We start from the raw sequence: 294 nt of genomic DNA, 5'->3' as shown, positions 1-294 counted from the left end.
ACCGGACCGGCCGTCACCTCCGACCCGTCCACCGCCACCGTCACCGCCGTCGCCGCCCCCGCACTGGCGCTGCTCAAGACCGCCTCGCCGAACACCGCGACCGCCGCCGGACAGGCCATCACCTACTCCTACCTGGTCACCAACACCGGCAACACCACCCTGACCGGCGTGGCCGCGACCACCACCGCCTTCACCGGCACCGGCACCCCCACCGCCATCACCTGCCCGGTCACCACCCTCGCCCCGCAAGCCTCGACCACCTGCACCAACGGCTACGTCATCACCCAGGCCGAC

Annotated in this window: 1 protein-coding gene; it reads left to right on the top strand. The window is 72.4% G+C overall.

Features of this window, described 5'->3' with window-relative positions:
* A partial coding sequence (locus ACLQ2R_RS39660) for a DUF7507 domain-containing protein (RefSeq protein ID WP_425966562.1) occupies positions 1-294 on the top strand: 294 nt, incomplete at both ends.

Source organism: Streptosporangium sp. DT93 (assembly GCF_049844535.1).
Classification (GTDB): Bacteria; Actinomycetota; Actinomycetes; order Streptosporangiales; family Streptosporangiaceae; genus Streptosporangium.
This window is presented reverse-complemented; position numbering and strand designations above follow the sequence as displayed.